This is a genomic window from Gorillibacterium sp. CAU 1737 (assembly GCF_039888655.1).
GTDB lineage: Bacteria > Bacillota > Bacilli > Paenibacillales > NBRC-103111 > Gorillibacterium.
In genome coordinates this window covers 104,238-127,120 of record NZ_JBDQQO010000010.1, presented here as the reverse complement: position 1 = coordinate 127,120, position 22,883 = coordinate 104,238, and the positions used below count along the sequence as shown (strand labels likewise).

Below are 22,883 nucleotides of genomic sequence, written 5' to 3'. Positions count from 1 at the left end.
ATCATGAGTAGCCCATTTTGCGTGAAAAAGTGATCACGGAGCGGAAGAGGGAACCACCGAAGCGGATGGGAACGGAATGCCCCGATCCTGCTCCAGCAGGGTCAAAATTCCAGTCGTGCCGTTCTTGCGCTTGAATTCACTCGTGAAGTACGGAAGCTGGGGGAGCTTGTCCTTCAGCAACGCAATGCGTGTAATCACTTCGAACTGGGACCGCGTATACAGCTTGATTCGATCCGGGAATACGTTGGGAAACGGCTTGATCTCCGAGATATCGGACAGCTGCTCCTCCGGAATGGCGGCGAGCGCCTGAACGAGCTCCTTCCATTCTGCTCCGTCCTGCTTCCACCCCGTCAGGATCGGACGATCCGAAGGAAAGCCCTTGTCGGTGAGCTTGTACGCCCGCCCGTCGGCAAGCACGGCCTCCGGACTTCCGTCCTTGCCGAGCTGATAGCCGGCCCGTGTATATTCCTTCACTTCCATATTCAACACGCCAGGGAAAACCTTCCACACCCTTACAGATTGCACAGCAGGAACGGTCAGCAGTCTCTTCTCCACCTCTTCTTTCTTCAGTAAAAAGAAGGAGTCCCCCACCTGAACACCGGAAGCGGCTGTCAGTTGCTGCTGCGTCGTCATATCGGTTCCCGTTATGCGAATCTCGGCTATTTTGCCTAGCGAGGATTGAAAGAAAAGGTAGGCGAATACAATGAGAAAAAAGAAGAGCAGCAAGAGGATCAGCCTGCGGCTGCCCCGCTTCTTCGGCTTTCCCGCTTTGAGCGCGGGCATGGTAGTATCCTTGGGCAAAACGCATGGCACCTACTTTGCGGATAGACTGATAGCGAATGGTCAATGCCGCTGCCCCGCCCCGCAACCGCCAAAAGGAGACGTTGGGGGGCGGGCGGCAAAGCCCTTTGGCAAATCCTGCAGCGAGGATCGACCACTCAACCCGTTCGATCGGCCAGGGGCGTCGGGGCGCTTCCTTCGATGGGAGTGCGCCGAATGCGCGCGCCGAGTCGGGCGAGCATGCCCTCGATCTGCTCGTAGCCGCGATCAATATGATGAATCTGCTCGACGACCGTGGTCCCGTGGGCCGCAAGCCCGGCAACGACAAGCGCCGCGCCTGCTCGCAGATCGGTCGCTTCGACGGTTGCTCCATAGAGCCGGGGAACGCCCTTGATAAAGGCTGCGTTCATGTCGACGTGAATATCCGCTCCCATGCGGTTCAACTCGTCGACATGCTTGAAGCGTCCCTCAAATACCGTCTCCTTGATGATGCTCAGACCGTCGGCCAGCGAAAGAAAAACCATAAGCAGCGATTGAAGGTCCGTCGGAAAGGCGGGATACGGCGAGGTCATCATCCGCTCAATCCGCTTCGGACGGTTGTGGCATTGCACGTTCATTATATCACCGGAGGAGATGATTTGAACACCGGACCGCTTCATCACGTGGATAAGCGAGGTCAAATGCTGCGGGTTGACCTCTTCGAGTGTGACGTTCCCCCGCGTCGCCGCTGCCGCGACCAGAAGCGTTCCGGCCACAATTCGGTCCGGAATGATCCGATAGGTGCAGGGAGTAAAGCGCGCTACCCCGTCGATGGTGATGGTATCCGTGCCTGCTCCGTAAATTCGCGCCCCCATTGCATTGAGAAAATGCTGAAGGTCCTGGATTTCCGGCTCCCGGGCTGCATTATGGATCGTGGTCCGGCCCTCTGCAGCAGCAGCCGCCATCATGATATTCTCCGTCGCTCCCACACTCGGAAAATCGAGCAGGATGTCGGCTCCCTTCAGCTTATCGGCGCGGCAGCGAATCGTGTTTCCGTCCTCCTCGATCACCGCTCCGAGCGCTTCCAGCCCTTGCAAATGCAGGTTGATCTTCCGCTCCCCGATCGCGCATCCTCCCGGTTGGTAAACCGTCACCGCCCCGAATCGCGCCAGAAGCGGCCCCATGAGGAAGATGGAGGAGCGCATCTGCTTCATCAGCTCTTCCGGGATATGCGAGGAATGAAGCCCGCTCATGTCCAGCTGAATCCGATCCTCTTCCCGTTGGACCTTGCTGCCCAGCGCGGTCAGGATATCGAGCATGACGCGGATATCGAGCAGATCGGGAACATTCCCTAATGCAATCTCTCCCTGGCACAACACGCTAGCCGCCATGATTGGCAGCGCCGCATTTTTGGCTCCTTGGATCCGAATGGTTCCCGAGAGAGGTTTCCCGCCTTCGATCACCAATTTTTCCAAAGACTCACCTCCTGTTCGCTTTTCAGCCAACCGGCAGGCGAGTGCCTTAGTCCCTCTCTCCCATCAGGAGAACCTCGGGTGTGAGCTCAACTCCGAATTGATCGCGAACACAGGTGCGGATACGGTCTATCAAGGCGAGAACATCCTGGGCAGTCGCCGTTCCGGTATTGATGATAAAATTCGCGTGCAGGGTCGACACCTCCGCGCCTCCGACACGCATTCCCTTCAACCCTGCTGCCTCGATCAGCTTCGCTGCGTGGTGCCCCTCCGGGTTGCGGAAGGTGCTTCCTGCGCAAGGCAATTGAAGCGGTTGGGTCCGCAACCTGCGGTCCTTGTACGTGGCCATCGCTCCGGCAATTTCCTTGCGATCGCCGGGGTCAAGAGCGAAGACCGCCTTCATGACGATGCCGCGGCGCTCCTGAAGAACCGAATGCCGGTAACGGAACTTCAGGTCCTCCGGGGTCCAGACGACCACTTCTCCTCCCTCGAGCACCACCTCGGCCTCTTTCAAAACCCGCGAAACATCCGAGCCGTGAGCTCCCGCGTTCATGTAGACAGCCCCTCCGGTCGAACCCGGAATGCCGCCTGCAAATTCCAGGCCGGTAAGCCCTTGCTTGCCGGCAAGCACCGACAGCTTGATGAAGGAATAGCCGCCGCCTGCATGAATCAAGCCTTCCTCAAAGCGCGCATCCGCCAGCTCGCCGCCCAGCTTGATGACCGCGCCGCGGATGCCTTTGTCGCTGACCAGCACGTTCGAGCCGCGCCCGAGCACATGCCAAGGGACTTGATGGGCGTGCAGAAGCCGCATCAGCCGGACGAGCTGATCGCGGTTCTGGACCGTAATCAAGAGATCGGCGGGCCCTCCGATCTTCCAAGTGGTGTGTGCGCTTAGCGGCTCGTTCGTCAAAATGGCGCCAACGTCGGCAGCTTGAAGTTCGCTTAAGAGCTGTTGCATCGGAAACCTCCTCCAACAAACACCGGTTGAGCCTTGCATGGGTAGGTGTTTGTCACGGTTATAGTGTATGGTATGTGTTTGGCGATAGAGTGTGACACCCGCCCACAGAAGTGCGGGCGGGTTCACGAGGTCAGGCTTGTCCCTCCCTGACAGAAGGAGAAGCGAAAGGCTCCTCCCAAGAGAGAAACCTTGCTTCTCTTATGGAGTTATACGCTCTGTAGGCAGCTCCCGTTGCGGCAGAACTACCGGTCCGAGTGAAACCCGCTGCGAGCGGGACCCTAGAGAGGCCAAGACCAAGCCGCTTGAGGCTTAGCGCACAAGGCGGACCAGCTCCCGGTACAGAAGCAGGGCCGACTCGCTCTCCCCCATCCGCCTCGCGCTCTCGGCCATGCGCCGTCGCTTGGCCGGGTTCCCCATGACCGCCTCGATCTCGCCGGCCAGTCGTTCGCCTGTGAGCTCCTTCTCCGGGAGAAGAACCGCCGCATCTTCTCTCTCCAGCCAGCGGGCATTCACTTCCTGATGATTGTTCGTCACATTCGGAGACGGGATCAGGATCGACGGGATGCCGAGCGCCGTAATCTCCGAAAGGAAGGACGCCCCTGCTCGGTTGACGATGAGTGAGGTTGCCGCCAGCACGTCCGGCATGTTGTGCAAGTACGGCTTAAGGCGCAGCCGCTCCGGTAGACTTCCGAGCTTCCTCTGGATGCGGGTCGCTGTCTCCTCATAATAGGGTTCACCCGTAACGAAGAGATAGGTCGTATTGGGAAGGCGCGGCAGCCGCTCGGCGAGCTCCACCATCGCCTCGTTGATCGCTCGTGCTCCCCGGCTTCCTCCTACGACGAGCACCAGTTTATCGCCTTTGCGCAGCCCAAGCGAGCGCAAGCCGCTGAACGAATCCGCGTACGCAACGGTGGTTGCCCGCGGATTGCCCGTGTACACCGCGTGTCGGGCAGCGGCAAACTGGTTTTCCGAGCCGCGGAAGCTGACTGCAACGGTATCGGCATACCGGCTGAGAAACTTGTTCGTGAGGCCGGGAATGGCATTCTGCTCGTGAATCAGTGTTGGAATGCGTAGCTTCGCTGCGGCGTACACCACCGGACCGCAGACATACCCGCCGGTCCCCACCACCACGTCGGGGCGAAACTCGCGGAGCAGCTCCCGGGAACGACCCGTCGCCTTAAGAAACCGGACCACCGTTTTGACATTGTCCAAGCTGAGCTTTCTCTTAAAGCCAGAGATGTCAACGGCCTCAAACCGAAGATCGGGATGAGCTTTGGCTACAATGCCGCGCTCAAGTCCCGTCGTCGTCCCGATATAGAGAAAGTGAGAGTCCGGTTCTTCCCGTGACACCTCTTCCAGAACGGAGAGGGCCGGATAGACATGCCCTCCGGTCCCCCCTCCGCTTAACACGACTCGCATGGGTTCACCTCGCCTGTCGGGATATATTAAGCAAAATACCAATTGCCGTCAACATCAAGGTCAAGGAAGAGCCGCCGTAGCTGATCAGAGGAAGAGTGATACCGGTGACCGGAAAAAGACCGATGACCACGCCGATGTTGATCATCACCTGAACGGCGATCATGCCGGTAATGCCGATGGCGAGCAAGCAGCCGAAGGGGTCGGGGGCAGACATGGATGCGCGTATCCCCCGCCAGACGAGGATAGCAAAGAGAGCAAGCACGAAGGCTCCGCCAATGAAACCGAGCTCTTCACCGATGATGGAAAAAATGAAGTCCGTCTGCGGCTCGGGCAGGTAGCTGTGCTTCTGCAGGCTGTGATTAAACCCGAGACCGGCGAGTCCGCCGGGACCGATCGCATAGAGCGACTGAATGATCTGGTATCCGGTGCCGAGCGGATCAGACCACGGATCCAGGAAGCCCGCAATCCGTTTCAAGCGGTAAGGTGCAGCGAGGATGAGGCCGACGAAGCCGGCAACCCCGCCAAGCCCCAGGAGACCGAGGTGGAGCATGCGTGCACCGGCCGTGTAAATGACCATCAGAGCAGCCCCGAACAGCACGACCCCGGTTCCGAGATCAGGCTGCAGCATGATGAGGCCGAAGGCGGTGAGCGTGAGCAACAGTGGTGGCATCAAGCCCCTCCAGAACCGTTTAAGCGGAAAGCGGCCCTCCGCGAGCAGCTTCGACAGGAAGAGCAGCAGGCCGAGCTTCATGAACTCCGAGGGCTGAATGCCGAACGAGCCGATACCGAGCCAGCTGCGGGCTCCGCCGCGAACGACCCCGATGCCGGGAATCAGCACGAGCAGTAGCAAGCCGAAGCAGGCAAACAGCAGCAGCTTCGACCATTTGGCCCATACGGCGTAGTCGACGCGCGAAGTGACATACATCCCGCCTATCCCAAGGAGGGCAAACAGCAGTTGGCGTTTTGTGTAATAGAGCCGATCCCCGAAGTCATGAAAAGACAGCACGGCGCTTGCGCTGTACACCATCAGAACCCCGATGGTCAACAGCAGGAGCGCAGCGGTCAGCAAGATGAGATCCGGCGATTTGCGGCGTTGTGGCATGGTCCGTCCCCCTCTTCATATCAAAGGGGGCGTGAAGCGCAATATCGTACGGACATGCCCCCTAGTTAAAGGGTATGCACGGACTCCTTAAACATGCTCCCCCGCTCCTCGAAGGAGCGGTACATATCCCAGCTTGCACAAGCTGGAGAAAGCAGCACGACTTGACCGGGATGAGCCATCTCGGACGCCAGCCTGACCGCCTGCGCCATCGCTTCCTGGGGTTCCGTTGTCTCCACGGCCGCGGCAGCTTGAATCCCCGCTTCGCGAGCGACACGAAGAAGCTTCTCCCTCGTCTGGCCGAGCGCCACCAAGCCTTTCACCTTGTCGCGGAAGGAGGGCAAGAGGTCATCGTATTCCATGCCCCGGTCGAGACCGCCTGCAATGAGGACGATCTCCTTGTCGAACGCGTCCAGGTCCTTGATGGTAGCGGCCGGATTTGTCGCTTTGGAGCCGTTGACATAAGATATTCCATTTCGCTCGCGCACATGCTCAAGACGATGCTCGACCCCGTGAAATTCCCGCAGTGCTTCGGCCACCTGCTCGGCGGCGGCTCCCGCAGATAGGGCAGCGGCCGAGGCGGCCAAGGCATTTTGAACATTATGTCGACCTGGAACGCCTACCTTGGCGGAAGGCAATAGGGCGAGCTCGCGCCCTCCTTCCTCTCTCCAAATGATCCACTCTTCACCGTTACGCTCACGAAGAAAGATGCCAACAGGAAGTTCCTCCGTCATGGATATGAGAACGATTCGGGCTTGAATCCACGGAATGAGCGATCGGCAGTAGGGATCATCCCAGTTGAGGATCGCCACATCGTCCGGTCCCTGATTGGCAAACAGCTTCGCCTTGGAGCCAGCATAGTCTTCCATGGAGCCGTGATAGTCGAGATGAGTCTCATACACATTGAGCAGGAGCGCGATATGCGGACGGAAGGAGCTCGTGCCCTTGAGCTGGAAGCTGCTCAGCTCCACGACCATGTAGTTGTCCTCGGACGCTTCTGAACAGGCATCGCAGAGCGAACGGCCAATGTTCCCGGCCAAAATGGGGTGCATGCCTGCCTTGTCCAACATGCGGTGAATCCACGTCGTGGTCGTGGTCTTGCCGTTCGATCCGGTGATGCCGATCATCGGGGCCGGACAAATCTGGTACGCGACCTCAACCTCGGTCACCACCTCGATGCCGAGGCGAAGCGCCTCACGAATCGGCTCCGCCGTGTAAGGGATACCGGGATTCTTCACGACGAGCTCTACGCCGGGATGAATGATCCCTTCGGGATGGCCTCCGCAAAGCACAGAAACACCCAGAGACGTTAATTCCTCCGCCTCCGGGCATTCCTCGCGCGTTTTTTTATCGTTGACCGTCACCTTGGCCCCGCATTGATGGAGCAGCTTGGCCACTGCCACGCCGCTCCTCGCGAGTCCGATGATGACGACTTCCTTGTCTTGGTAGTCTCTCGGATGCCGCATCGACTTAGAACACCTCGATCAGATAGAGTCCGAGTCCCGCGAGCAGGAAGCCGACCGCCCAGAACGAGACGACGACACGCCATTCCGACCATCCCGACAGCTCGAAGTGGTGGTGGATGGGACTCATTTTAAATACCCGCTTGCCGCGAGTCTTAAACGATACAACTTGTATCACAACCGACAGGATTTCCATGATGAAGATCCCGCCAATGATGAAGCTGACGAGCTCTGATTTCGTCAGAAGCGCTGCTGCGGCAAACCCGCCTCCGATTCCAAGAGAACCGGTATCCCCCATGAAGACCTTCGCAGGGTGCGCGTTATAGACAAGAAAGCCGAGCACTGCACCGACCATAGCAGCGGCAAAAATCGCCGTCTCCGGGTGATGAAACTTCATCGCGATGATGATCATCGCGCCGAATGCAACTGCGCTTGTCCCGGACAGCAGGCCGTCGAGGCCGTCGGTGAAGTTCACCGCGTTGGCCATGCCCAGCATGAACAGGATGGCGAGCGGGTAGTAGAACCAGCCCAGGTCCAGGTGGATGTCCGTCAGCGGGATCGGCAGCTCGGTGGAATGTCCGTTCTGAATGAGCAGGAAGCAGACAATGGCGGCGGCAAGGAGCTGACCGATCAGCTTTTGCAGCGCCGTCAAGCCGAGCGAGCGCTTGAACACGATTTTGATGTAGTCATCCAGGAAGCCGACGAGACCGAAGCCGAGCGCTGCGACGAGCAGGATGGCCAGTTCGATATTCTTCCCGCCAAACCGAAGTGCGGATAAAGCAAGGGCAAGCAGGATAATGATTCCGCCCATGGTAGGGGTTCCTTTTTTCTTCTGATGAGCCGCCGGCCCTTCCGTGCGAATCTGTTGGCCGAATTTCAGCTTGCGAAGCACGGGGATGATGAGCGGGCCGACGAGCAAGGCGAGCACGAAGGCGACGCCCAGAGGAAAAAGAACTTCTTTCAACTCCATCAAAGTAGACAACTCCTATTCGGTATCCTGCCTTTCTCCTCACAACCCCGCTGCATTCTCTGGCATATGCGGGAGAGGAGAAAAGAGTGCGGTTTCTCTGAAAACTAGCCGAACATTTGCTAGTAAAAGGGATATGCCCGCGAGACGCCGTCCATGCCTCGCGGGACAAAGTTTTCCTTGGTTACTCCACCTGCGAATGCGAGAGAAGGGCATTCGCCGCTTCCTCCAGACGCATGCCGCGTGAGCCCTTGACCAGGACCGTATCACCCGAGCGAACCTCGCTCATCAGGTCGGAGATGAGCTCCGCCTTATCGCGATAATGCCGGACCGTTCCTTCCGGCATAGCGGCGGCGGCAGCATTCGCCAGATGAGCGGACAAGGGACCGTAAGCATACAGCCGGTCCACGCCGGCACGAGCGGCGGCGCGCCCCACTTCCGCGTGGAAATCCGCCTCGCCGCTGCCGAGCTCCAGCATGTCGCCCAACACGGCGAGCCTGCGCGCACCCTTCACTGCCTGGGTGTCTCCCTCGGCAAGAAGCGCAAGCGCGGCCTTCATCGATGTGGGGCTGGCGTTGTACGCGTCGTTCAGGACGACCGCACCGCTCGGAGCAACCTTGCGCTCGATGCGCATGCTGGTAATCCGCGCAGATGCAAAGCCCTGCTTGATCTGGTCGTCGCTCACGCCCAGATGACGGGCCGCTGCATAAGCCGCAAGAGCGTTGGTGACGTTGTGACGGCCGATGAGCGGAATCTCAAATGCAGGAGAATCGGCTTTGTTGATGCCAAACTGACTGCCATCGGCTCTCAGTTGGACATCCACAGCGTACAGCTCATTCCCCGTCCCTTCGCCAAAGCGGAGACACTTCATGCCTTCCGGCTGAGGCATCTCGGGAAGCACCTGCTCAATGAGCGGCTCATCGCCATTGTAGAGGAAGAGGCCGTTCTTCGCGAGGCCGGAGAGAATCTCGGTCTTCGCTCTCGCAATCTCCTCCCGGCTTCCTAGCTGAAGCAGATGCGATTCACCGATGTTTGTGATGACGGCAATATCTGGCTCCGCGATGCTTGTAAGCAGGGCGATCTCGCCGCGGCCGCTCATCCCCATCTCGATGACGGCGACCTCCGTCCCCTCCTCGATCTGGAGCAGGGTGATCGGCAGGCCGATGTGATTGTTCAGATTTCCAGGCGTCTTGTGAACGCGGAAAGCAGTGGACAAGGCGGCTGCCGTCAAGTCCTTGGTTGTGGTCTTACCATTGCTTCCCGTAATGCCCACAACCGTGAGCCCCAGCTCGCGCCGGTAAGCGCGGGCCAACTGCTGCAGCGAGGCCAGCGGGTCGCTTGTCAGAAGAAGCGGCGGTGCCCCCTCCGGTACAGCATGATCCTCCTGCCAGAACGCAGCAATCGCGCCGTTCTCCACCGCCTGGTTCCAATAGTCATGACCGTCAAAGCGGTCTCCGGTTAACGGTACGAACAAGCTTCCCTGTGTCAAGGTGCGGGTGTCAGTCGATACTCCATTCACGATCAGGTTTTTAGCCGTTGGATCGGTCGCATGAAGCTTCGCTCCAGACAGAGCGGCGATCTCGGACAATGGCTTTTTCATTGATTTTCGGCTCCCTTTATGGCTGTCCTCAATTCTTCGCGATCATCGAAATGATGGCGGACGCGGTTCACTTCCTGATAGGTTTCGTGTCCCTTGCCCGCAATCAATAGTACATCGCCGGGGCCTGCCTGTTCAACCGCCTTTTTAATCGCCGTACGCCGATCCTCGATCACCTCATAGCGATCACTCGGAAGCGTGGCGAGTCCCGCTTCGATCTCGGCAAGAATCGCAAGCGGATCTTCGGTCCGCGGATTATCGGAGGTGAGGATCACATGGTCGCTGTACCGGGCGGCAATCTCGGCCATGATCGGCCGCTTCGTGCGGTCGCGGTCTCCGCCGCAGCCGAAGACGGTGATCACCCGATTCTCCGCAAATTGGCGGATGGAGGACAGCGCATTCTCCAGCCCGTCAGGCGAATGAGCATAGTCGACCAGGGCGAGAAACGGCTGCCCTTCTTCGACCAGCTCCATCCTTCCTTCCACGGATGGCATTCCTTCGAGATAGCGGATGATCCGCTCAAGCGGAACCCCCTCCAGAAGCACGGCAGCGATGGCAGCAAGAACGTTATAGACGTTGAACTTGCCGACAAGCTTCGTACGGACAAGGGCTGTACCGGCATAGGAGACCAGGCGGAATTCGGTGCCGCGGTTCGTCAGCTTGACCTCCTCAGCCCGAATGTCGCAGGCTTGGTCGATCCCATAGGTGAGGGTGTGCACACTCGTGAGGGAAGCGAAATAAGCGGAAGCTGCATCATCCGCATTCAGCACGGCGTATTGCCTCCGGGACGGATCTGCGCTGAACTCGTTGCCCAAACGGGAAAACAGCAAGCCCTTCGCCTCGCGATAGCGATCCATCGTCTTGTGATAGTCCAGGTGGTCCTGCGTAAGATTGGTGAACACGGCGGTGCGGAAGCGCACACCCTTCACCCGACCGTAATCGAGAGCGTGGCTGGAAACCTCCATAATTCCATAACCGGCGCCTGCATCAGCCATCGCACGGAAATTCCGCTGAAGGACAGCTGCCTCCTGCGTCGTATTGGGCGTATCGTAGGACTGGCCGGCGATCACGGTACGGATGGTTCCCATCAAGCCGGTCCCATGCCCCTCCGCTCTCAGCAAATAGTCGATAATCGTCGTGGTGGTGGTCTTGCCGTTCGTTCCGGTGACTCCGATCACCTTCAATTGGTCGCTTGGGTATCCATACAAATGATTGCTGATAACGGCCGAAGCAAAATGAGCATCCTTCACGAGCAGCTGCGGGATGTCCAGCGGGAGCTGCCGTTCCACAACCAGTGCTGCGGCTCCTCGCTCAACAGCAGCGGCGGCATAATCATGACCGTCGACGGTATAACCGGGCAGGCAGAGAAAGAGATCATTCGGCGCCACTTTGCGCGAATCGGTCGTGAGCCCGGCTAGGGCAGGATCGCCCCCCGACAATCGGGCAAACGGAAAAAGGGAAGCGAGCTCACTTAAGCGGATAGCCGACTCCCCTCTATTCGAACGGTTGTATGATGGAGTTTCGGTTTGATTGTTGTCCATGGGTTTAAGGTCCTTCCTGGGAGTATCCTTTCCTTTATATCCATTCTACACTTGCTTTAATCAGCAAGAAACCTTTATTTCCTGCCCGCTCGCTGGAGCGGGTCAACGGGTCCAAAACGGCGAAATGGCAAACAGGGGAGAAGCTCTCCCCCCTGCCTGTAACCGTTTCGACAGACCTGCCAAGACTAGCGGTTCTATTGCTTCTTCGTTGTACTGGTGTCTTCCGTTAAAAAGATACGAATCGTCGTGCCCTCATCAACTCGGGCACCCGCCTTCGGAACTTGACTGGCCACGACCGTTCCCGTCCCGGACTTCACAAGCCGGAAATCGGAACGCATATCCTCAAACAGGTCCGAGACGGTTCTTCCAACGAGGTTCGGGACCTCCACGGTTTTGACATCTCCATAGGTATATTCGCGCGAGAGCTGATCCTTGCTTGGCTGTACGCCCATATAGCGAAGCGCGTCGCCCAGCATATTCTTCACAAGAGGAGCTGCCACCACGCCGCCGAACTGGACCCCCTGCGGGTTATCGACAGCCGCGTAGATGATCACGCGCGGATTATCCGCAGGCGCAAAGCCGATGAAGGAAACGATGTGCTCGCTGGCGGAGTAACGGCCGTTCACGACCTTTTGCGCCGTCCCGGTCTTTCCCCCTACGCGGTACCCATCGAGGAAAGCATTCTTCCCGGTCCCTTTTGCCACAACACTCTCCAATGCATAGCGCACCTGCTTCGAGGTTTCCTCCGAGATCACCTGACGCTTGACCTCCGGTTCGACGGATTTGACCTCTTCTCCGGTTTCGGGATTGTACCAGGCGCGGACCACGTGAGGCGTTAGCAGCTTGCCTCCATTAATCGCCGCAGAGACTGCCGCGATCTGTTGAATCGGCGTGACGGATACCCCTTGGCCGAAGGCCGTGGTGGCGAGCTCGACCGGCCCGACCTTCGGCAGCTTGAAGAGGATGCCGTTCTCTTCCCCGCTCAGGTCAATTCCCGTCTTCTTGCCGAAGCCGAACCGGCTGATATAGTCGAACAGCTTTTCTTTGCCAAGCCGCTGCCCCATGAGAACAAAACCGGGATTGCACGAATTCTCCACGACCTCCAGCATCGTCTCGCTGCCATGGCCCCCCCGCTTCCAGCAATGAAGGGTCGCTCCAGCGACCTTGACGCTGCCCGAATCGTAGAAGGGCTCATTGAACGTAATCTTCTTTTCCTCCAACGCGGCCGCGAGGGTGATGATCTTGAACGTGGAACCGGGTTCATAGGTCATCCAAATCGGAAGGTTCCGGTTGTAGATCTCCGAAGGGTATTCCTTGAAATTCTCCGGCTCGTACCCCGGACGGTTCGCCATGGCAAGGATCTCGCCGGTATTCGGGTCCATCATGATCGCCCAGGCTTGGTCCGCCTGCGTTTGGGTCATCGTATTGTCGAGCTCGCGCTCCAGGACGGATTGCAGGTAATAGTCGATCGTCAGCTGCAGGTTGAGCCCGTCCTTCGGTTCCTGAAAATGCTCTGAGGAACCCGGCATCCGTTTCCCCGATGCATCCGACAGGAAGGACACGCTGCCCTTGACCCCGCTCAGCTCTTTGTCATACTTGGCTTCAATTCCCGTTAGCCCTTGGTTATAGCCTCCGGTGAAGCCGAGGATATGAGAAGCCAACTGTCCGTACGGATAGAATCGCTTGTTGTCCTCGGCCACGACTACACCGGACAACCCGAGCGCCCGCACCTGCTTCGCCTTCTCCTCGGACAGCTTGCGGCCGGCCGGCTTGATGTCCACGAGCATCTTTTTAACGGAAATCTGCTTCAGCACACTCTCCTGCGTCATGCCGAGCAGAGGAGCCAGCTTTGCCGCCGCCGCCGGCTTGTCCGGGATTTGCGCCGGAACAGCAATGACGGACGGGGAGCTGATGTTGTACGTCAGCCGGACACCATTGCGGTCCGAAATTTCACCGCGCTTATCGGCATGTGGGATCTCGCGGCGCCAGGAATTCTCCGCCTTCTCCGTCAGTTCGGGGCCGAGCCAGAGCTGGACGTAGGCGAGCCGGAGGATCAGTGCGACAAAGACAACGCCGCCCCCCAAGAGAGCAAACCAAAGGCGGCGGCGCATCGTAACGTTGGACAGCTTCATGGCAGTTCCCTCCGAATTCGTCAATTGGGATTCATCCCAAGCCTATTCGGAAAGTGAACGGGATAGAACAAGCCTCCTGCGGAATCAGGGTAACCGGGTTACTAGGGTGCGGAAGTGGCGGGAACTGACGACCCTCCCGGTTCAGCCGGGGTTGGCGTCGGGCTGGCTAACTCATCCGATTCGCTAAACGGCTTCAGGGTCAGCTCCAGCACCTTCTTCGAGCCTTTGGTCGATACCTTCTGGGATACCACGAAGCCTTCACCCTGAATTTCATAGTCCATCTGCAAAAGGGCGGCGATCTCCACCGCGTCGCGCAAGGACATGCCGGTCAAATCCGGCACCTGCGCATTCCCCACCGCTCCGGCGACGAGGACGACGCTCCGGCCGACCTGAAGCTCCGTTCCCGGAGTCGGAAGCTGGCGCGTAACCTTGTCGCCAGTGCCCAGAACATCCACATGTAGCCCCGCATCGGTCAGCTTTTGCTTCGCCTCGGTCACGGTCAAGCTGGTCAGCGTCGGCACCTTGGCCGTTGCCTGGGCCTCCGTCGTCTTGGCCTTGCTGTCCGAGGAGGGAATCCCAAGGTAGGCGAGCGTCTCGGCCATTACATTTTTGAAGACTGGCAGCGTGACCAGGCTCCCATCGTGATAGCTTTTGATTTGGGGACGATCTGCGATGACCCCGATCAAAATCTGCGGGTCTTCAATCGGCGCATACCCAAAGAAGGAAACGACGTATTGGCCGACGGCGTACGTCTTCTCTCCCTCCGGCACGATGTTGGCCGTACCGGTCTTGCCTGCGATGCGATAACCGCTAATGGCGGCATTGACGCCGGTTCCGTGCTCATCGGTCATGACGTGCTCAAGGGCGAGCGTGGTCTGCCGGGCTACCTCCGGGCTCACAACCTGGCGAACAACTTCCGGCTGATTTGTTTGAATCGGCTTCCCCGTCTTGGGATCGATGATTTCCTTGACAATATAGGGCTTCATCAGCTTCCCGCCGTTCGCGACCGCAGCAAAAGCTGCCGCCTGCTGTACCGCATTAACGGATACCGACTGCCCAAAGGTTGCACGCGCATAGTCAGACTCGTACTTGAAGTTGATGTTGCCTGCTGCTTCACCGGGCAGGTCAATACCGGTTTTGGACCCGAAGCCGAATTTCTCCACGTAGGACTTGAACTTCTCTTTGCCAAGCTGCTCGTAACCGAGCTTGGAGAAGAGGACGTTACTGGAGCGAACGAGTCCTTCCATGAAGGAAATGGTGCCCCAGCCGCTCCAATTGTGGTCGCGAATCTCCTTCATGCCTTGAAATTTGACCGATCCGGATTCAAAAGACGCCTGAGGCTTCCACAGCCCTTGCTCGATTGCCGCCGCCAGGGTGACGATCTTGAAGGTCGAGCCCGGCTCGATCTGATCCATCACCGCCCGGTTCCGGTAGGAGGCCGGCTCGGACTGCCAGTATGCATTCGGATCAAAATCCGGCGTGCTCGCCATGCCCAAAATCTCCATCGTCTTCGGGTTGACGGCGATGGCGGTCATGCTCTTTGGTTTAAACTCCTCCTGGGCGCGGCGAAGTTCCTTTTCCAAGTAATATTGAATGTTCTGATCGAGCGTAAGCTTCACATGGTTCCCGTCAACGGGGCTGGTCAAGGTCGCCTTCGAGCCGGGGATGTCCACGCCCTTCAGGTCCTTCTCCTTCACGAGCTTTCCAGGCTTTCCGGTGAGCTGGTCGTCCAGACTCTTCTCCAGCCCCATAATCGCTTCACTGCCGTCGCGGCTGACGAAGCCGATAATCTGAGAGGCCAGCCGTTCGAACGGATAATACCGTTTCTCGGTTTCCTTCAGGTAAACGCCAACCGAATTCAAGTAGGGCTTGCCGTCCGCCTTAAGCTGATCTCGAAGCTGCTTGATGAAATCCTCCACCGCGCGCTTCTTCTCGGCGTTGATCTTCCAGCCTTCCTGCTTGACCTCGACTTCAATCATGTATTGATCCTCTTTCGGAGCGGGGCGCATTTTGGTTGCCAGCTCGTAGAGGCGTTTTTCCAATTCCGCGATGTAGCCGGGTTCATCCTTCTGCTTCAAAACTTGGGCGAGTCCCTTCGCCACCTCATCGGCAATCCCGCGCTGGTGAATCAGCTCCGGATTGAGCGCGACGGTGTAAGCGGGAGCCTCTTCGGCCAAGCCACGCCCGTTGCGATCCAGGATCGAGCCCCGGGTCGGCTTGAGAATTTCCGTCGAGGTCCACAGCACCTCTGCCTTCTCCCGCAGATTCGAGGCTTCTACCACCTGAATCCAATAGATTCGCCCGACGACGACAAAAAACAGCAAGAAAAAAAAGACTCCGATCAACAAGGACCGGATTTTTAGACGTTTTTCCATTTGCAGCTCCCTTTCTCCCGCCGGTTATCGGGAAGCCGTCTTCCGGTCGTTCGCACCGTTGTCAGGGCTCGGCTTTTGGTCCTCCTGCACCGGCTTGAAGCCGCCGGTTATCGCTTCCGCGGAGAGCTTCTCCGGGTTTTTGACCGTCCACAGCATGGCTTTCAGCTCTGCATTCTTCTCGTCCTGCAGCTTGATCTCTTTTTGGGTCTGGTAGATCTGATGGTTCGTGTTGTAGAGCTTGGAGTTGAGAAGCACGAGATACCCGAGCATGAGCGCTACCCCGAAGCAAATGGCAAGATAAAAGAGCTTTTCGAGAGCAGACAGCTTGAGCGTTTTGCGGGAGGGAGACGGATTCGAGCGTTTCTGGGGTTTCTTGGTCTCTTGGTGTCGTTCCGTTTCTCTTACCGCCAGATTGCCATACGTGTACGCCAAGTTCATCTACTCCTTCTCATGGATTACTTTCTCCGCTATGCGCAGCTTGGAAGAACGAGCCCGCGGGTTCGTTTCGAGCTCCTCCGAGGAGGGCTCAATCGGCTTGCGATTGATCAGCTTCAGGCGAGCCTTGCGGCCGCAGGTACAAATGGGAAAATCGGGCGGGCAGGTGCACGTGCCGAGCTCTCGCGCGAAGGTCTGCTTGCAGATCCGATCCTCCAGCGAGTGAAAGGTGATGACCGATACCCGGCCTCCAGGGGCGAGGCAAGCGATCGCTTCCTTAAGCGAATCTTCAAACGCCCTCAGCTCGTCATTGACGGCGATTCGCAGCGCTTGAAAGCTTCTCTTTGCCGGGTGGCCGCCTGTTCTTCTTGCAGCAGCCGGGATCGCTTCCTTGACGATCTCCGCCAGCTGCACGGTGGAACGAATCGGAGCCGCCGAGCGTTCGCGCACGATCGCGCCGGCAATACGGCGGGAGAATTTCTCTTCCCCGTATTCAAAAAGGATGCGGGCAATCTCCGCTTCTCCCCAGGTGTTGACGATCTCCTCAGCGGTAAGCGGAGAACTGCGATCCATGCGCATATCGAGCTCCGCTTCCTGGTTGTAGCTGAAGCCGCGCTCCGCTTCATCCAGTTGGGGGGACGATACGCCCAGGTCATAGAGGATTCCGTCGACTTGAGGAATGCCGTCTAATTGAGGGATAGGGAGCTTGCTTAATTCCTCTTGAAGGTAGCGAAAGTTGCTTTTTACAAAAAGGACGCGGTCCGCATAGGGAGCCAGCCGATTCTTGGCATGGGCGAGCGCGGTTTCATCCTGATCAAAAGCGATCAATCGACCGTTCTCCCCGAGCTGGGAAGCGATTCGCTCGCTATGCCCGGCCCCCCCAAGGGTGCAGTCGACATAGATGCCGTCGGGGCGGAGATTCAGCCCCTCTACCGCTTCTTCCTTCATGACGGTTATATGATGAAACATGAGTGGGTCTAGCCTCCTGACTGCCGCTTGTGTCGGTGTATGTAGCATGGTTATAGATCAAAATCGAAGTCAACGAGCTTCTCCGCAATTTCGTTGAAGGACTCCTCCGACTTCTGGGCATAATCGCTCCAGACTTCTCGGCTCCATATTTCAACCCGATTGGAGACGCCGATCACGACGCATTCCTTGTCCAGCTTGGCGTGCTCTGTCAGGTTCTTCGGCAAATTTACCCTTCCCTGTTTGTCGAGCTCGCATTCGATCGCCCCGGAAAAGAAAAAGCGCGTGAACGCACGGGCATCGGACTTCATCAGAGAAAGCGCTTTGAGCTTCTGCTCCAGCACCGCCCACTCGGACAGCGGGTAGACAAATAAGCATTGGTCCAATCCGCGGGTGATAACGAAGGTCTCACCCAGCTCCTCGCGAAAGCGGGACGGAATCGTAAGGCGGCCCTTCTCGTCCATGTTATGCTGATGTTCCCCCATAAACATGAGCGGTCGCCACCCCTTTCCTCCACTTTGCCCCACTTCTCTCCACGATTATAGTAAGTATTCTCATCAAAAGCAAAAAATCCTGCCGCAATGGCAGGATTTTTTTTAATCATTTCAAAAGAATTTGATCTTTGCCGGGCAAAATCGCTTACTTCCAGCTGTTCAGGTAGGCAATTTGAGCCTCGCTCAGCTTATCGACGCTTGTTCCAAGCGATTCCAGCTTAAAGCGAGCCACCTGCTCGTCCAACTCGTAGGGCAGATTGAGGACTCGTTTCCCGAGTGCTTGGTACTGATCATTGACGTACTTGAGCGACAGCGCCTGCAGGGAGAAGGTCATGTCCATAATTTCCGCCGGATGACCATCGCCTGCACCAAGGTTAACGAGTCGGCCTTCCGCGAGGAGATAAAGACGACGGCCGTCCTGTTGCTTGTACTCCTCAATGTTGTGGCGCACGACGCGCTTGGTGATCGAGCGTGCGAGCAACTCCGGCTTGTTCACTTCGACATCGAAGTGACCGGCATTTGCGAGGATAGCACCGTCCTTCATGACGTCGTAATGCTCGCCGCGAATGACGCTGTTGTTCCCGGTAACCGTCACGAAGACATCGCCGAGCTTGGCCGCTTCCGCCATGGGCATAATGGCAAAGCCGTCCATGTAGGCTTCCACGCCTTTGATCGCATCCACTTCGGTGACGATGACGTTCGCTCCAAGTCCCTTGGCGCGCATGGCGACGCCTTTGCCGCACCAGCCGTAGCCGACCACGACAACCGTTTTGCCCGCAACGACCAGGTTCGTGGTCCGGTTGATGGCATCGAAGACCGATTGGCCGGTTCCATAGCGGTTGTCAAACAGGTACTTGCAGTACGCATCGTTGACGGCCACCATCGGGAATTGAAGCGCACCTTCCTTTTGCAGAGCTTTGAGGCGAATGATTCCGGTGGTGGTCTCTTCTGCTCCGCCGCGAATGGTTTCAATCAGGTCGGGCCGCTCGGTATGCAGGAGCGCAACAAGTTCTCCTCCATCATCGATAATCAGATCCGGTTTCGTCTCCAGCGACTTGATCAGCATCGCCTTGTACTCTTCCGGTTCCGGCTTGTATTTTGCCATGACGGTGATTCCGTCTTCGACCAATGCCGCACAGACGTCATCCTGCGTAGAAAGCGGATTGCTGCCGGTGATAGTGACTTCGGCCCCTCCGGCTTGAACGACTCGTGCCAGATTGGCCGTCTTCGCTTCCAGATGAAGGCAGATCGATACCTTCAGCCCCTTGAACGGCTGCTCCTTAACAAATTGCTCCTTGATCCGGTTCAGCACGGGCATATGGGCGTCGACCCATTCGATTTTCAAATGTCCTTCCGCTGCCAGAGCGGGGTTTGCGATGATGCTTTTTTCTTTTGCCGTCACAAGATTCGCCTCCTGATTATAAGTAAATCGCTCGATGCTCGCCCCACTCCCCGGTAACGGAGTCAACGAGCTCCCGGACCCAACGGTCCCCATAGCGGACGAGATAAGCGCATGCGTTATAGACCCGTTCCTGGGGCTTACCGTTCGGATAGAGGGCCATCGCAATATGGTCCCACTGCCGAATGGATGCGTCAAATTGCTGCTGGTAGGCTTCCACCGATCGGGTCTGCAGGTACTCCACCTGCTCCATAATCTTCATTAGATTCACGCCGGCCAACCGTGCCATTCCCGGATTAATGGATGATACCAGTTCTACAATGGGCTGATAATCCTCCCGCAGACGCTCTTTGGCCAGCTGAAAGCCATCCTCAAGCCCCAGTTGATCCTGTTCCTTCAGCCAAGCGCGTTTGAGCTCCTCTAAACGGGTGAACACATCATCCAAGGTTACTCCGTATTTTCGCATATGCTTGGCGACCGTTCCTCCGACGAGGGTGAAGCTTTTCCGCGGCAAGAGCAGCGGCATATCCATCTCGAAGGCTTCGAATGCTTTCCTTGTGAGTCCCCAGTAGGCGAGCTCACCCGGTCCCAGAATTGTTCCGAGCACCGGCAGTACATATTCCTGCATCAATGGTCGCGTCAGCACGTTGTTGCTAAAGCTCTGTGGTGAGCGCTCCAACCAGGAGAGCAGCTCCTCCTGAGTATAATGCCGTTCTCCCCGGCGATCCGTGAAGCCCTCTCCCTGACGGTACAAAAGAACCCGCTCGCCCGTCTCCTCATCAAAGACGAACAGATTGGCACCATCTGGATTCACCTCTGCTTGCGGAGCATACCCGAGTCGTTCGACCGAGCTTCGTCCATCCGCTAGCGCACGGCTGAGCTCCGGCTGCCGAAGTACCAGCTCTCGAAAGAACTCCTTCTCACAGGCTCGTAGAGCGGGATCATCGGAATCAAGCAGAACCAGCCCTTCTTGGCCGAACTGCTCCGCCATCAGCCTGGCGAAGAAGTCCGACAATGTGTCGGATGCTGACGCATAAGCCTTCATCGTCTCCATAAGAGGCGTTTTGAATTCCGTGTCGAGCAGAGAATCCTCCAGTTGCGCGAGCACCGGCTCCCAATCGGGAATTCGGGTCCGGCTTACGGAGGTGCGGGTTTTGTCCGGGTGCGGCAGGACGATCTTCTCCGTCGTGAGGCCGCGGGTCAGCTGCGTCAGGTGATTGACCTCTTCAAAATCATGATCCTCTCCTGCAATCCAGAACACCGGGATGACCGGTCTTCTCAGCTGCTCTTCCGCCATTTTGGCCGCATGGAGAACCGTAATGGCCTTGTGGATAACCAGAAGCTCTCCACCGAACAGACCCGCCTGCTGTCCCCCGACCATGACGAGGGCGCTCGGCTCCCGCAGCCGCTCTATTTGTCGAAGGGCCTCTTCGCGATTGCCTATCCTTCGATTATAGGCATGAAGCACATCTGCGATTTGCCGATGATCGGCTTGCGGGCCCGGGCTCTCATCGCGGTTCTTCGCCCGTCGTTCCCACTCCGCAGGCTCCCAAGGATTGTATGCGTACAAGTCGCGCACCCGCGCGAAATCCTTGCGGTAGGTTTCCGCTAAGGCTTGCCCGGATGCGAGGGTGATCGATTCCAATATCAAGTTGAACAAGCCCCCCAATTCAAGCCTTCGGCGCTTTGCGTTGCCGTAGGCAGTTCATTCTGATTGTACATGGGCCCTTTTGAAAAAACAACCGATCTGCTCGGGTTTGGCAACACAAAAACCGCCCCTTCCCAAACGGGAGGGGCGGCTTCTTGAATTAGTACAAGTGGCAGGCCGCGAAGTGACCTTCTTCGATCTCTTTCATCGGAGGCATCGTCTTCGCGCAGACATCCATCGCATGCGGGCAGCGCGTACGGAACGGGCAGCCGCTTGGCGGATTCATCGGGCTCGGAACCTCGCCTTGCAGGATGATTCTCTCCCGGGTGCGTTCCACTTCCGGGTCCGGAATCGGAATCGCGGACAGAAGCGAGCGTGTATACGGGTGCAAAGGCTTCGCATACAGCTTAGCAGAAGTCGTGAGCTCCATCATCTTCCCGAGATACATAACCCCGATCCGGTCAGAGATGTGCTTGACCATGGCCAAGTCATGGGCAATGAACAAGTAGGTCAGGCCGCGTTCCTTTTGCAGCTTTTGGAACAGGTTGATGACCTGAGCTTGAACCGATACGTCCAGAGCGGAGATCGGTTCATCCGCTACGATGAATTCCGGTTGAATCGCGAGCGCACGGGCAATGCCGATCCGCTGGCGTTGGCCGCCGGAGAATTCATGGGGGAATCGGCCCGCGTGCTCCGCATTCAGACCGACCGCATCCAACAGCTCTTGCACGCGATTGGTGCGTTCCGCACGGTTCTTGGCGAGGCCATGAATGTCGATGCCTTCTGCGATAACATCACCTACGGTCATCCGCGGATTGAGCGATGCATACGGGTCTTGGAACACCATTTGCATGTTCCGCGAATAGGCGCGACGGTCTTTCGTATTCATGTTCTTGATGCTTTTGCCATGGAAAAGGACGTCTCCGCCCGTAATGTCGTACAAACCAATGATCGTCTTGCCGGCGGTCGACTTGCCGCAGCCCGACTCCCCGACGATCCCCAGGGTTTCGCCCTTGCGAACGCCGAAGGTGATTCCGTCAACGGCCTTCAGCTTTTTGCCGCCGATGTTGAAATGCTTCTTCATATCCTGAACTTCCAGGATGTATTGATTGTCCGCCATTATACTGCACCTCCTGTTTCAACCGGACGTTCCACTTTCGGCGCATCCGGGTGGCAGAGCCAGCAGGCGGCACGATGCTCGCCTTTCACAACAAATTTCTCGGGGTCATTGTCCAAGCATACCTTCATGGCATACGGACAACGGTCTGCAAACGCACAACCCTTCGGCGGCGCGAACAGATCGGGCGGGGTCCCCGGAATCGGAACCAGGTCGCTCTTGTTCTCGGCGTCCAGACGAGGAACCGAGCGCAAGAGGCCCCACGTATACGGATGGCGGGATTCATAGAAGATTTCATCCAGCGTTCCTTCTTCTACAATTTTGCCGGCATACATAACGATAACGCGATCCGCCATCTCGGCCACGACACCCAAGTCATGGGTAATCATGATGATGGAGGATTCGGTCTTTTCTTTCAGTTCTTGCATAAGCTCGATGATTTGAGCTTGAATGGTCACGTCGAGCGCCGTCGTCGGTTCGTCCGCAATCAGAAGCTTCGGGCTACAAGCCAAGGCGATCGCGATCATTACCCGCTGCCGCATACCGCCGGACAGTTCGTGAGGATATTGCTTCAAGCGACCTTCCGGATTCGAGATGCCGACCAGACGCAGCATTTCCAAGGAACGGGACATCGCTTGCGATTTCGACATTCCTTGGTGCTTGATCAGGCTTTCGCTGATTTGCTTGCCGACGGTCATCGTCGGGTTGAGCGAGGTCATCGGGTCTTGGAAGATCATGCCCATCTCGGAACCGCGAACCCGCTGCATTTGCCGTTCGGACAACTTGACGATGTCTTCCTTTTCGTTGAAGACAATCGAGCCTTTCTTGATGAAGCTGGGAGGCGTTGGCACCAGGCGCATGATCGTTTGGGCCGTTACGGATTTCCCGCAGCCGGATTCCCCGACGATCGCCAGGACTTCCCCTTTATCCAAATGGAAGGTGACGCCGCGCACCGCTTGCACTTCGCCTGCGTAGGTTTTGAATGAGACGTGCAGGTCGTCAACTTCCAGAATGCGATTCTTTTCATTGGTTGTTGCCATTT

18 protein-coding genes are annotated in these 22,883 nt (G+C 57.5%); all 18 read right to left on the bottom strand.

All coding sequences use genetic code 11. The annotated features are described in order from the left end of the window. Positions 1-33 precede the first annotated feature (33 nt). The 18 genes from AAFN83_RS18700 to AAFN83_RS18615 all read right to left on the bottom strand — a co-directional run bounded on the left by AAFN83_RS18700 (position 34) and on the right by AAFN83_RS18615 (position 22,881). Positions 34-783: a cell division protein FtsQ/DivIB gene (locus tag AAFN83_RS18700; RefSeq protein WP_347772167.1), complete on the bottom strand. Its 750-nt coding sequence runs from the start codon at positions 781-783 to the stop codon at positions 34-36. 155 nt (positions 784-938) lie between these two features. Next, complete coding sequence (murA, locus tag AAFN83_RS18695) at positions 939-2,234, bottom strand: UDP-N-acetylglucosamine 1-carboxyvinyltransferase (RefSeq protein ID WP_347772165.1); 1,296 nt, start codon at positions 2,232-2,234, stop codon at positions 939-941. A 46-nt stretch (positions 2,235-2,280) separates the two neighbouring features. Then, positions 2,281-3,189, bottom strand: coding sequence for a UDP-N-acetylmuramate dehydrogenase (murB, locus tag AAFN83_RS18690; RefSeq protein WP_347772163.1), 909 nt, complete (start codon positions 3,187-3,189; stop codon positions 2,281-2,283). Positions 3,190-3,498: 309 nt separating this feature from the next. Beyond that, on the bottom strand, positions 3,499-4,608 hold the full coding sequence (murG, locus tag AAFN83_RS18685) for an undecaprenyldiphospho-muramoylpentapeptide beta-N-acetylglucosaminyltransferase (protein WP_347772161.1): 1,110 nt from the start codon (positions 4,606-4,608) through the stop codon (positions 3,499-3,501). Between the two features lie 4 nt (positions 4,609-4,612). Continuing rightward, positions 4,613-5,710: a stage V sporulation protein E gene (gene spoVE / locus AAFN83_RS18680; RefSeq protein WP_347772159.1), complete on the bottom strand. Its 1,098-nt coding sequence runs from the start codon at positions 5,708-5,710 to the stop codon at positions 4,613-4,615. Positions 5,711-5,775: 65 nt separating this feature from the next. Further along, positions 5,776-7,173: a UDP-N-acetylmuramoyl-L-alanine--D-glutamate ligase gene (murD, locus tag AAFN83_RS18675; RefSeq protein ID WP_347772157.1), complete on the bottom strand. Its 1,398-nt coding sequence runs from the start codon at positions 7,171-7,173 to the stop codon at positions 5,776-5,778. A gap of 4 nt (positions 7,174-7,177) precedes the next feature. Then, positions 7,178-8,140: a phospho-N-acetylmuramoyl-pentapeptide-transferase gene (gene mraY, locus AAFN83_RS18670; RefSeq protein WP_347772155.1), complete on the bottom strand. Its 963-nt coding sequence runs from the start codon at positions 8,138-8,140 to the stop codon at positions 7,178-7,180. Positions 8,141-8,321: 181 nt separating this feature from the next. Beyond that, positions 8,322-9,737 carry a UDP-N-acetylmuramoyl-tripeptide--D-alanyl-D-alanine ligase gene (locus tag AAFN83_RS18665; RefSeq protein ID WP_347772153.1) on the bottom strand — a complete coding sequence of 472 codons (1,416 nt, stop codon included), beginning with the start codon at positions 9,735-9,737 and terminating at the stop codon, positions 8,322-8,324. Further along, positions 9,734-11,275, bottom strand: coding sequence for a UDP-N-acetylmuramoyl-L-alanyl-D-glutamate--2,6-diaminopimelate ligase (locus tag AAFN83_RS18660; RefSeq protein WP_347772152.1), 1,542 nt, complete (start codon positions 11,273-11,275; stop codon positions 9,734-9,736). The genes AAFN83_RS18665 and AAFN83_RS18660 overlap by 4 nt, the downstream gene beginning before the upstream one ends. A 194-nt stretch (positions 11,276-11,469) precedes the next feature. After that, entirely contained in the window at positions 11,470-13,407 is a 1,938-nt protein-coding gene (locus tag AAFN83_RS18655; protein WP_347772151.1) for a stage V sporulation protein D, read from the bottom strand. 101 nt (positions 13,408-13,508) lie between these two features. Then, positions 13,509-15,782 (bottom strand): penicillin-binding transpeptidase domain-containing protein, encoded by a 2,274-nt coding sequence (locus AAFN83_RS18650; RefSeq protein ID WP_347772149.1) that lies wholly within the window; start codon positions 15,780-15,782, stop codon positions 13,509-13,511. Positions 15,783-15,806: 24 nt separating this feature from the next. After that, positions 15,807-16,214 (bottom strand): hypothetical protein, encoded by a 408-nt coding sequence (locus AAFN83_RS18645; RefSeq protein ID WP_347772147.1) that lies wholly within the window; start codon positions 16,212-16,214, stop codon positions 15,807-15,809. 6 nt (positions 16,215-16,220) lie between these two features. Then, positions 16,221-17,186 (bottom strand): 16S rRNA (cytosine(1402)-N(4))-methyltransferase RsmH, encoded by a 966-nt coding sequence (gene rsmH, locus AAFN83_RS18640; RefSeq protein WP_347772145.1) that lies wholly within the window; start codon positions 17,184-17,186, stop codon positions 16,221-16,223. A gap of 50 nt (positions 17,187-17,236) precedes the next feature. Then, positions 17,237-17,674 (bottom strand): division/cell wall cluster transcriptional repressor MraZ, encoded by a 438-nt coding sequence (gene mraZ, locus AAFN83_RS18635; protein ID WP_347772143.1) that lies wholly within the window; start codon positions 17,672-17,674, stop codon positions 17,237-17,239. A 148-nt stretch (positions 17,675-17,822) separates the two neighbouring features. Further along, positions 17,823-19,079 (bottom strand): adenosylhomocysteinase, encoded by a 1,257-nt coding sequence (locus tag AAFN83_RS18630; protein WP_347772141.1) that lies wholly within the window; start codon positions 19,077-19,079, stop codon positions 17,823-17,825. A 16-nt stretch (positions 19,080-19,095) separates the two neighbouring features. After that, positions 19,096-20,727 (bottom strand): bacillithiol biosynthesis cysteine-adding enzyme BshC, encoded by a 1,632-nt coding sequence (gene bshC / locus AAFN83_RS18625; RefSeq protein ID WP_347772139.1) that lies wholly within the window; start codon positions 20,725-20,727, stop codon positions 19,096-19,098. 157 nt (positions 20,728-20,884) lie between these two features. Beyond that, positions 20,885-21,844, bottom strand: a complete 960-nt coding sequence (locus tag AAFN83_RS18620; RefSeq protein ID WP_347772137.1) for an ABC transporter ATP-binding protein — start codon at positions 21,842-21,844, stop codon at positions 20,885-20,887. After that, positions 21,844-22,881 carry an ABC transporter ATP-binding protein gene (locus AAFN83_RS18615; protein ID WP_347772135.1) on the bottom strand — a complete coding sequence of 346 codons (1,038 nt, stop codon included), beginning with the start codon at positions 22,879-22,881 and terminating at the stop codon, positions 21,844-21,846. Before AAFN83_RS18615 ends, AAFN83_RS18620 begins: the two co-directional genes overlap by 1 nt. Between the last annotated feature and the right edge of the window lie 2 nt (positions 22,882-22,883).

Excerpts from the sequence above, each read along its gene's own strand:
- AAFN83_RS18700 (WP_347772167.1), bottom strand. The coding sequence starts at position 783 with ATGCCCGCGCTCAAAGCGGGAAAGCCGAAGAAGCGGGGCAGCCGCAGG.
- murB (WP_347772163.1), bottom strand. The coding sequence starts at position 3,189 with ATGCAACAGCTCTTAAGCGAACTTCAAGCTGCCGACGTTGGCGCCATT.
- murG (WP_347772161.1), bottom strand. The coding sequence starts at position 4,608 with ATGCGAGTCGTGTTAAGCGGAGGGGGGACCGGAGGGCATGTCTATCCG.
- spoVE (WP_347772159.1), bottom strand. The coding sequence starts at position 5,710 with ATGCCACAACGCCGCAAATCGCCGGATCTCATCTTGCTGACCGCTGCG.
- murD (WP_347772157.1), bottom strand. The coding sequence starts at position 7,173 with ATGCGGCATCCGAGAGACTACCAAGACAAGGAAGTCGTCATCATCGGA.
- mraY (WP_347772155.1), bottom strand. The coding sequence starts at position 8,140 with ATGGAGTTGAAAGAAGTTCTTTTTCCTCTGGGCGTCGCCTTCGTGCTC.
- AAFN83_RS18665 (WP_347772153.1), bottom strand. The coding sequence starts at position 9,737 with ATGAAAAAGCCATTGTCCGAGATCGCCGCTCTGTCTGGAGCGAAGCTT.
- AAFN83_RS18660 (WP_347772152.1), bottom strand. The coding sequence starts at position 11,275 with ATGGACAACAATCAAACCGAAACTCCATCATACAACCGTTCGAATAGA.
- AAFN83_RS18655 (WP_347772151.1), bottom strand. The coding sequence starts at position 13,407 with ATGAAGCTGTCCAACGTTACGATGCGCCGCCGCCTTTGGTTTGCTCTC.
- AAFN83_RS18650 (WP_347772149.1), bottom strand. The coding sequence starts at position 15,782 with ATGGAAAAACGTCTAAAAATCCGGTCCTTGTTGATCGGAGTCTTTTTT.
- rsmH (WP_347772145.1), bottom strand. The coding sequence starts at position 17,186 with ATGTTTCATCATATAACCGTCATGAAGGAAGAAGCGGTAGAGGGGCTG.
- mraZ (WP_347772143.1), bottom strand. The coding sequence starts at position 17,674 with ATGTTTATGGGGGAACATCAGCATAACATGGACGAGAAGGGCCGCCTT.
- AAFN83_RS18620 (WP_347772137.1), bottom strand. The coding sequence starts at position 21,844 with ATGGCGGACAATCAATACATCCTGGAAGTTCAGGATATGAAGAAGCAT.
- AAFN83_RS18615 (WP_347772135.1), bottom strand. The coding sequence starts at position 22,881 with ATGGCAACAACCAATGAAAAGAATCGCATTCTGGAAGTTGACGACCTG.